7 protein-coding genes are annotated in these 8393 nt (G+C 71.8%); 3 read left to right on the forward strand and 4 right to left on the reverse strand.

Annotation, left to right across the window (positions count from 1 at the left end; all coding sequences use genetic code 11):
- Positions 1–15: 15 nt before the first annotated feature.
- Complete coding sequence (locus K6I33_RS27245; RefSeq protein ID WP_229357182.1) at positions 16–1917, reverse strand: anthranilate synthase family protein; 1902 nt, start codon at positions 1915–1917, stop codon at positions 16–18.
- A 289-nt stretch (positions 1918–2206) separates the two neighbouring features.
- Between K6I33_RS27245 and K6I33_RS27250 the strand changes: the two genes are divergently transcribed.
- Both K6I33_RS27250 and K6I33_RS27255 read left to right on the forward strand, forming a co-directional pair.
- Complete coding sequence (locus K6I33_RS27250) at positions 2207–3556, forward strand: class II 3-deoxy-7-phosphoheptulonate synthase (protein ID WP_229357183.1); 1350 nt, start codon at positions 2207–2209, stop codon at positions 3554–3556.
- Between the two features lie 153 nt (positions 3557–3709).
- A complete protein-coding gene (locus K6I33_RS27255) occupies positions 3710–3970 on the forward strand; it encodes a bacterioferritin-associated ferredoxin (protein ID WP_229357184.1) in 261 nt (86 codons plus the stop codon).
- 15 nt (positions 3971–3985) lie between these two features.
- Here K6I33_RS27255 and bfr read toward each other — a convergent pair whose 3' ends face one another.
- Positions 3986–4474 carry a bacterioferritin gene (bfr, locus tag K6I33_RS27260; RefSeq protein WP_229357185.1) on the reverse strand — a complete coding sequence of 163 codons (489 nt, stop codon included), beginning with the start codon at positions 4472–4474 and terminating at the stop codon, positions 3986–3988.
- A gap of 175 nt (positions 4475–4649) precedes the next feature.
- Here bfr and K6I33_RS27265 point away from each other — a divergent pair, with 175 nt between their 5' ends.
- Positions 4650–5282, forward strand: a complete 633-nt coding sequence (locus K6I33_RS27265; protein WP_229357186.1) for a sulfite oxidase-like oxidoreductase — start codon at positions 4650–4652, stop codon at positions 5280–5282.
- 16 nt (positions 5283–5298) lie between these two features.
- Here K6I33_RS27265 and K6I33_RS27270 read toward each other — a convergent pair whose 3' ends face one another.
- Both K6I33_RS27270 and pknB read right to left on the reverse strand, forming a co-directional pair.
- Positions 5299–6186: a deoxyribonuclease IV gene (locus K6I33_RS27270; protein WP_229357187.1), complete on the reverse strand. Its 888-nt coding sequence runs from the start codon at positions 6184–6186 to the stop codon at positions 5299–5301.
- A gap of 5 nt (positions 6187–6191) precedes the next feature.
- Positions 6192–8171 (reverse strand): Stk1 family PASTA domain-containing Ser/Thr kinase, encoded by a 1980-nt coding sequence (gene pknB / locus K6I33_RS27275; RefSeq protein ID WP_229357188.1) that lies wholly within the window; start codon positions 8169–8171, stop codon positions 6192–6194.
- Positions 8172–8393: the final 222 nt, after the last annotated feature.

Consider the following 8393-nt stretch of genomic DNA (forward strand, 5'->3'; position numbering starts at 1 on the left):
CCGCGGTAGCGGCGGCTACACCAGGACGGCGGTCAGCAGCTCCGCGACGATCGCCGACCCGTTCAGGGTCAGCACCGACTCCGGGTGGAACTGAACGCCCGCGTAGCCGGGCCCCCGCAGCGCGTGGACCTCCTCCGTACGGGGGTCCACGCACAGCTCGACGCCGTCGGCCCCCGCGCCCCGTGCGACGAACGTGTTGTAGAACCCCACCGTCTCCTCCCGCCCGAAGAAGTCGATCCGCTCCTGCGCCCCCTGGAACGGGACGTCCTTGCGGACGATCTCCAGCCCCAGCTCCGCCGCGATCAGCTCGTGCCCCAGGCACACGCCCAGCAGCCCGTGCCGGTGGCCGCGCAGCAGCTCGCCCGCCAGCCCGCGCAGCATCCGCATCTTCGGGTCGGCGGCGTCCGACGGGTCGCCCGGGCCGGGGCCCAGCACCACCGGGCCCTCGTGGCCCAGCGCCGCGTCCCGCAGCCCCGGCTCGTCGTAGCGCCGCACCGACACCGTCAGCCCCGTGGTGCGCAGGAGATGGGCGAGCATCGCCGTGAAGGTGTCCTCGCCGTCGACGACCAGAGCGTGCCCGCTCAGCACGGGAGCGGAGACGGCCGGGCGCATGCGCAGCCAGAAAGGCGCCAGGTCGGCTCGGCGCGCGTCCAGCGCGCTCCGTACCCGGGGGTCGTCGGCGAGCCGCACGGCCGGTGCCGTCGCCGGGCGTACCGGGCCCCGGCGCACGCCCAGGGCCGTCAGGACGCCCGCCGCCTTGGCGTGGGTCTCGGCGACCTCGCCGTGCGGGTCGGAGCGGCGCACCAGCGTCGCGCCGACGCCGACCCGGAGCCGGCCGCGCCGGTCGATGTCGGCGGTGCGGATGAGGATGGGCGAGTCCAGGCTCTGGGCGCCGGCCGCGTCCCGGCCGATGAGGGCGAGGGCGCCCGCGTAGTAGCCGCGGCCGTGGGGCTCGTGGCGCTCGATGACGCGACAGGCGTTCTGCACGGGCGAGCCGGTGACGGTCGCGGCGAACATCGTCTCGCGCAGCACGTCGCGCACGTCCAGCGAGGAGCGGCCGCGCAGCTCGTACTCGGTGTGCGCGAGGTGGGCCATCTCGCGCAGCCGGGGGCCGACGACGACACCGCCCATGTCGCCGACGGTGCACATCATCTTCAGCTCCTCGTCGACGACCATGGACAGCTCCTCCACCTCCTTGCGGTCGTGGAGGAAACCGAGCAGGTCGTCGGCGGACGGGCCCCCGTCGGGATAGCGGTAGGTGCCGCTGATCGGGTTCATCACGACCGTGCCGCCCGCCATCCGGACGTGCACCTCGGGGCTGGCGCCCACCAGCGTGCGCTCGCCGGTGTGCACGACGTACGTCCAGTACGCGCCGCGCTCGCCCGACAGCAGCCTGCGGAAGAGGGCCAGCGCGTCGACGGCCTGGAAGCCGTGGATCTCGCCCTCGAAGGTGCGGCGGATGACGAAGTTGGCCCCCTCGCCCGTGCCGATCTCGTCCTCGACGACACGCCGGACGATCTCCGCGTACTCCTCGTCGGCCACGTCGAAGGCCCCGCCCTCCACCCGCACCTCATGTGCGGGGAGCGCGCCGAGGACCTCCTCCAGCGGCAGCTCGTGGGTCTCCTCCGGCCGCAGGACCAGCAGGGGGGTGCCGTCGTCGCGGACGTCGAAGCCGCGCTCGCGGATCTGGCGGAAGGGCACGAGCGCCAGCGCGTCGTGCACGGGCGCGCCGCCGGAGGGCGGGCCCGCGGGGAGGGGGATGTCGGTCAGGTGCTCGACCTCGGCGACCGGGCCGGTGAGCAGTTCGACGACGTCCCCGGACCGGCCGGGGGTGCGGCGGTGGAGCAGGGCGAAGGGTGGGTGACCTGCGGCGGTGAGCCGGGCGAGGAGGTCGGCGGTGCGGGACAGGGGCGGCATGGGCGGGTTCCTTCCTGGTGGGGGAGGAACGGCCCTCGTTTTCGGCGCCGGATACGCCGAAGGCCGCCCCTCGGGGCGGCCTTCGCGAGAACGTCGGTGGGTACGCGCGTCAGTGGGCCGCCGAAGGAGCGGTCCACCACCAGAGCTGGTTGGAGAGCACGTACATGAGCGGCACAGTACCCGACGGCCGGTCGCGGTGTCGCCGGTTTTCCCTAAATCTGTCTCAGTCCGTGTCTCAGAGTCCGGTCCGGCCCTTGGGTCGGCGTCGCGACCCCGTAATGTTGAGTGCGTGACCGTGAACGCTGAAATCCACGCCGGTGGCAACACCTGGCGCTCCCTGCCCGCGGCGCAGCAGCCTGACTGGCCGGACCAAGAGGCTCTGCGCGATGTGATCGCCGAGCTCGAGTCCTATCCGCCTCTCGTCTTCGCGGGCGAGTGCGACCAGCTGCGCCAGCGTCTGGGAGCCGTCGCCCGTGGAGAGGCGTTCCTGCTTCAGGGCGGCGACTGCGCCGAGGCCTTCGACGCCGTCGGCGCCGACCAGATCCGCAACAAGCTCAAGACCCTCCTGCAGATGGGCGCGGTGCTCACCTACGCCGGCTCGGTGCCGGTCGTGAAGGTCGGCCGTATCGCCGGCCAGTACAGCAAGCCGCGCTCGAAGCCGACCGAGACCCGCGACGGCGTGACCCTGCCGACCTACCGCGGCGACTCGGTCAACGGCTTCGCCTTCACCCCTGAGGCCCGTACGCCGGACCCGCAGCGGCTGAAGCGGATGTACCAGGCTTCGGCCTCCACGCTGAACCTGGTGCGCGCCTTCACCACCGGTGGCTACGCCGACCTGCGCCAGGTCCACGCCTGGAACCAGGACTTCGTGAAGTCCTCGCCCTCCGGCCAGCGCTACGAGCAACTGGCCCGTGAGATCGACCGCGCGCTGAACTTCATGAACGCCTGCGGGGTGGACCCGGAGGAGTTCAAGACCGTCGAGTTCTACGCGTCCCACGAGGCGCTGGTCCTGGACTACGAGTCCGCGCTGACTCGCGTGGACTCGCGCACCGGGCAGCTGTACGACGTCTCGGGCCACATGGTCTGGATCGGTGAGCGCACCCGGCAGCTGGACGGGGCGCACATCGAGTTCTGCTCGAAGATCCGCAACCCGATCGGGGTGAAGCTCGGGCCGACGACGACGCCCGAGGACGCGCTCACCCTCATCGAGCGGCTCGACCCCGAGCGCGAGCCGGGCCGGCTGACGTTCATCACCCGGATGGGCGCGGACAAGGTCCGTGAGAAGCTCCCCACCCTGGTGGAGAAGGTCACCGCCTCCGGTGCCCAGGTGGCCTGGATCTGCGACCCGATGCACGGCAACACCTTCGAGGCGGCCTCGGGTCACAAGACCCGCCGCTTCGACGACGTGCTGGACGAGGTCAAGGGCTTCTTCGAGGTCCACAAGGCCCTCGGCACCCACCCGGGCGGCATCCACGTCGAGCTCACCGGTGACGACGTCACCGAGTGCGTGGGCGGCGGCGACGAGATCTTCGTCGACGACCTCCACCAGCGCTACGAGACGGCGTGCGACCCCCGCCTCAACCGCAGCCAGTCCCTGGACCTGGCGTTCCTGGTCGCCGAGATGTACCGCGACCAGTAGAAAGCATCCATAGCGGAACGCCGTGGGGCGCGGATCGACGTGATCCGCGCCCCACGGCGTTGTTTTTCGGCCGCCCGGGCGGGTAAGGTAAGGGTAACCTTATTGATCAATAAGGTCTTCGGCCCTTCATCTCCCCGGCAAGGCGGTGACCGCGTGTACGTCTGCTCGTGCTTCGGCATCACGGAGCAGCAGGTGCGCGAGCACGCGGACAAGGGGGCCTGCACCCCCCGCAAGATCGCTTCCGCCTGCAAGGCCGGCACCGACTGCGGCAGCTGTGTGCGCCGTATCCAGGCCCTGCTCGGCCGTGGCGCGTGCCCGCGCCGGGAGCTGGCCGACCAGGGGGACGCCGATGTGCTGGGCGCCGATACGGCGCTCATACCGGCCTCCGCGCCCGTGGAGGCGGTCGCGGCCTAGCCGGTGCCGCCGGGCCTACTCGCTCCCGCCGTTCTCCTGCTCGATGAACTGCGCGATGTACAGCGGCTCACCGAGCTTCTCGATCAGCTCCAGCTGGGTGTCGAGATAGTCGATGTGATCCTCCTCGTCCGCGAGGATCGACTCGAAGATATTGGCCGAGGTGATGTCGCCCTTGGCCCGCATGACCTCCACCCCGCGCCGCAGCCGGTCGATGGCCTCGACCTCCACCTGGCGGTCGGCCTGGAACATCTCGGTGATGGTCTGGCCGATCCGGACGTGGAAGAGCCGCTGGTAGTTGGGCAGCGCCTCCAGGAAGATGATCCGGTCGGTCAGGGTCTCCGCGTGCCGCATCTCGTCGAACGACTCGGCGCGGGTGTGCGAGGCAATCTTGGTCCAGCCGTGGTGCTCCTGGAGTTTGGCGTGCAGGAAGTACTGGTTGATGGCGGTCAGCTCGGCCGTCAGCTGTTCGTTGAGGAACTCGATGACCTCGGGGTCTCCCTGCATCGCAGAGGCTCCTTCCCAGCGGGTGACTAGCAGGTTGCGCGCATCCTCGCACCGCCCGGGGGAACCGTCCAGTAAGTTCACACTTAGTGGGAGTTGCCCGAATATGACATGGCGAGGCCCGCTCCGGCACGTCCCCCGGTCATCAGCACCCCCGCGGGTCTGACACCATTGAGCCATGGGGCTCTCGAAAAATACCGAAAGCCGCAAAGGGGAACATCTTCAGCTGCCTCCGGGGCAGCGGCTCCAGCGCGGATGGCCGGTGACGCACTACGGCCCGGTACCGAAGTTCAAGCCGGACCGCTGGGAGTTCCGTGTCTTCGGTTCGACCGCCGACGGCGACAAGCGCTGCTGGACGCATGACGAGTTCTCCGCGCTGCCGTACACGACGGTGGTGGCGGATCTGCACTGCGTGACGAAGTACAGCATGCTCGGCGCCGAGTGGGGTGGCGTTTCGGCCCGTACGATCCTCGAACTGGCGCCGCCCGCGCCCGAGGTCACGCATGTGATGGTGTGGGCCGAGTACGGCTTCAGCTCGAATCTGCGGCTGTCCGACTTCACCTCGGAGCAGACCATTTTCGCCACCCACAAGGACGGCGAACTCCTCACCGCCGAGCACGGCTTCCCCGTCCGGCTGGTCGTCCCGCACCTCTACGCCTGGAAGGGCCCCAAGTGGGTGCGCGGCGTGGAGTACATGACCGCCGACCGGCGGGGCTTCTGGGAGGAGCGGGGCTACCACAACGTGGGTGACCCCTGGAGCGAACAGCGCTACTCCTACCAGGAGCTGCCCGGCGAGGGCCCCGAGCTCTGAGGCCCCCGCCGGCCGGTCAGTCGTCCCGCAGCGCCTTCAGCCGGGCCACGTCGGCGGCGTGGCCCTCCTTGCCGCCGGGCGTCTCGATCGTCAGCGGCACGCCCGCCGTCTCCGGGTGCCGGAACAGCTCGGCGAAGGGCGCGGCGCCGATGTGGCCGGAACCGATGTTCTCGTGGCGGTCCTTGTGGGCGCCGACGACATCCTTGGAATCATTGGCGTGAATCAGCCCCAGCCGCCCCGGGCCGGTCACGGCGACCAGCTCGTCGAGCGTCCGCTTCATCCCGCCGGGCTCCGCGAGATCGTGCCCGGCCGCGAAGAGATGGCAGGTGTCGAGGCAGACGCCCAGCTTCGGATGGTGCTCCAGCGCCGCGAAGTACGGGCCCAGGTCCTCGACCAGGGAGCAGAGCGAGGAGCCCTGGCCGGCCGTCGGCTCCAGCAGCAGCCGGGGGTCGTCGTCGTGGGTGAGCTCCTCCAGCAGCGGCAGCAGCCGCTCGTGGACCTGCGCCAGCGCCTCCGCGCGCGCCCGCCCGCCGGTCGCCGAGCCGGTGTGGACGACGACGCCGAGCGCGCCGATCTCCCGGCCCCGGCGCAGTGAGTGCCGCAGCGAGTCCACGGACTTCTCCACGGTGGCGGCGGTGTGCGAGCCGAAATTGATCAGGTAGGGGGCGTGGACGTAGGCCGGTATGCCCGCGGCGGCGCGGGCGGCCCGGAACTCCTCGTCCTGCCGGGGGTCGCCGGGCGGGGTCGCCCAGCCGCGCGGGTTGGCGACGAAGACCTGGACGGCCTCGGCGGCCAGCTCCCGCGCGTAGGACAGACCGACCTTGGCGAGCCCGCCGGCGACGGGGACGTGGCCGCCGACGGGATTGCGCGCCGGGCCGGGCGGGAGATCGTACGTGTCGCTCATGGCGCTCAGAAACCGCTCTTCAGCTTGATGATGATGGTGTCCCCCTTGGCCGCCTGCGACCCGCCCCGCGCCGACTGGCTGTCGACGGAGTCCTGCGGGAAGAAGAACGGCCGGTCGACCTTCACCTGGAAGCCCGCGGCGGTCAGGATCTGCTTGGCCACGGCCTCGCTCTTTCCGGTGACGTCCGGGACCGTGACCATCTCCTTGCCCTTGGAGACCGTGAGGGTGACGGTGTCGCCCTGGGCGGCCTTCTCGCCCTGGCCCGGGGACTGCTGGGCCACCGCGCCCTGGGGCTTGTCGGAGTACACCTGGGCGTCGGCGACCTTGACGTCGAAACCGGCGTCCCGCAGCGTCGCGGTGGCGTCCGCCGGCGGCATGCCCGTCACGTTCGGCACGGGGATCTGCTTGCCCTTGCTGACGACGACGGCCACGGCCGTGTCGGGCCGCAGCTCGGTGCCCGGCCTGGGGTCGGTGGACAGGACCGATCCCTTGGGGGTCTCGTCGCTGAACTGCTGGGTGACGTCCCCGACCGTCAGGCCCTGGCCCTGGATCCGCTTCTTCGCCTCGTCGAGGGACAGCCCGGCGACATTGGGCACCTCGGCCTTCTGCGGGCCGCGCGAGACGGTGATCGTGACCTTGCCGGTGTTGCGGATGCGCTCGCCCGGCTTGGGGTCGGTGGCGATGACGTGGCCGCGCTCGACGGTGTCGCTGAACGCCTGCTGCGTCCTCACGCCCAGCCCGGCCTTGTCCAGCTCGGCGGTCGCCTTGTCCTGGGTCATGTCCAGGACCGCCGGCACGGAGGTGAACTGGCCGGAGTTGATGTACCAGACGCCGGTGCCCGCCAGCACGGCCAGCAGGGCGGCCGCGACCGCGAGGACCCAGCGCCGGGACAGCCCCGTCAGCGGCCCCCGGCGCGGCCCGGGAGCCGCCGCCGGGCCCGGCGGCGGGGGCGGCGGCGTCGGCGGGAGGTCCAGCCGGGTGGTGCGGTTGAGCTCGTCCTCCCGCGCGGGCGGCGGCAGGGGCTGCCGCGCGGCGGCCGGGCGCGGGATGACGCTCGTACGGTCCTCGGACCCGGCCGGAACGGCGCCGCCGGCGGCGGGGGACGCCGCCCGCGGCGGGACCAGGTCCAGCTGCTCGTCCGACAGGGCCGCGCGCGCCTGGCGGACCCGCCCCAGCAGGGCGGCCGCGTCGGCCGGGCGCAGCAGCGGGTCCCGGGCCGTGGCCGAGGCCACCAGGGCGTTCAGCTCCGGCGCGAGCCCCGGGACGGCGGCCGACGGGGCCGGCACGTCCTCGTGGAGGTGCTGGTAGAGCACCTGCGCGGGGGTGCCGCCGCTGTGCGGCTTGGCGCCGGTCAGCATCTCGTACAGGACGACGCCGCAGGCGTAGACGTCCGCGCGGGGGTCGGCCGTGCCGTGCTCGATCTGCTCGGGCGCGAGGTACGACACCGTGCCCAGGACGGAACCGGTGCTGCTGGTGGTGTTGGTGTCCACGGCCCGGACGAGCCCGAAGTCGGCGACCTTGACCCTGCCGTCGTCGCCGATGAGCACGTTCTCCGGCTTCATGTCCCGGTGCACCAGCCCCGCCAGGTGGGCGGCGCCCAGGGCGGCCAGCACGGGCTCGGCGATGTCGAGCGCGGCGCGCGGGCCCAGGGCGCCGCGCTCGCGCAGGATGTCGCGGAGGGTGCAGCCCGCCACGTACTCCATCGCCAGATAGACGTACGCGCCGTCGGTCCCCTGGTCGAAGACGCTCACCACATTGGGGTGATCGAGGCGGGCCACGGACTTCGCCTCGCGGATGAAACGCTCCACGAAGGCGCCGTCCGCGGCGAGCGAGGGGTGCATCACCTTCAGGGCGAGCACCCGGTCGAGCCGGGTGTCCAGGGCACGGTAGACGGTGGCCATGCCGCCCACGGCGACCCGCGCCTCGACGCGGTAGCGGCCGTCGAGCAGCTGGTCGACAAGGGGGTCGGGCAGGGTCGTATCCACGGCACACGAGTCTACGAGGCGGCGCGGGGCACCCTGCATGGCCCGGGGCTCGCCCATCTGTTCTGCAGCCGAACGGTGACAGGGGCGCGGGTGCGGGGCCCTGCGGGCGGCTGGTGCCCCGGTCCCGCCCTTTCACCGTTTCCCAGGGGGCTGCGCCCCCTCGTACCCCCGGTTTGTGGGCAGGCGTTCCGCAGGGCTGGGGGCACCTCCCAGCGGTAGCTG

The sequence above is a fragment of the Streptomyces sp. UNOB3_S3 genome, assembly GCF_020740895.1.
Classification (GTDB): Bacteria; Actinomycetota; Actinomycetes; order Streptomycetales; family Streptomycetaceae; genus Streptomyces.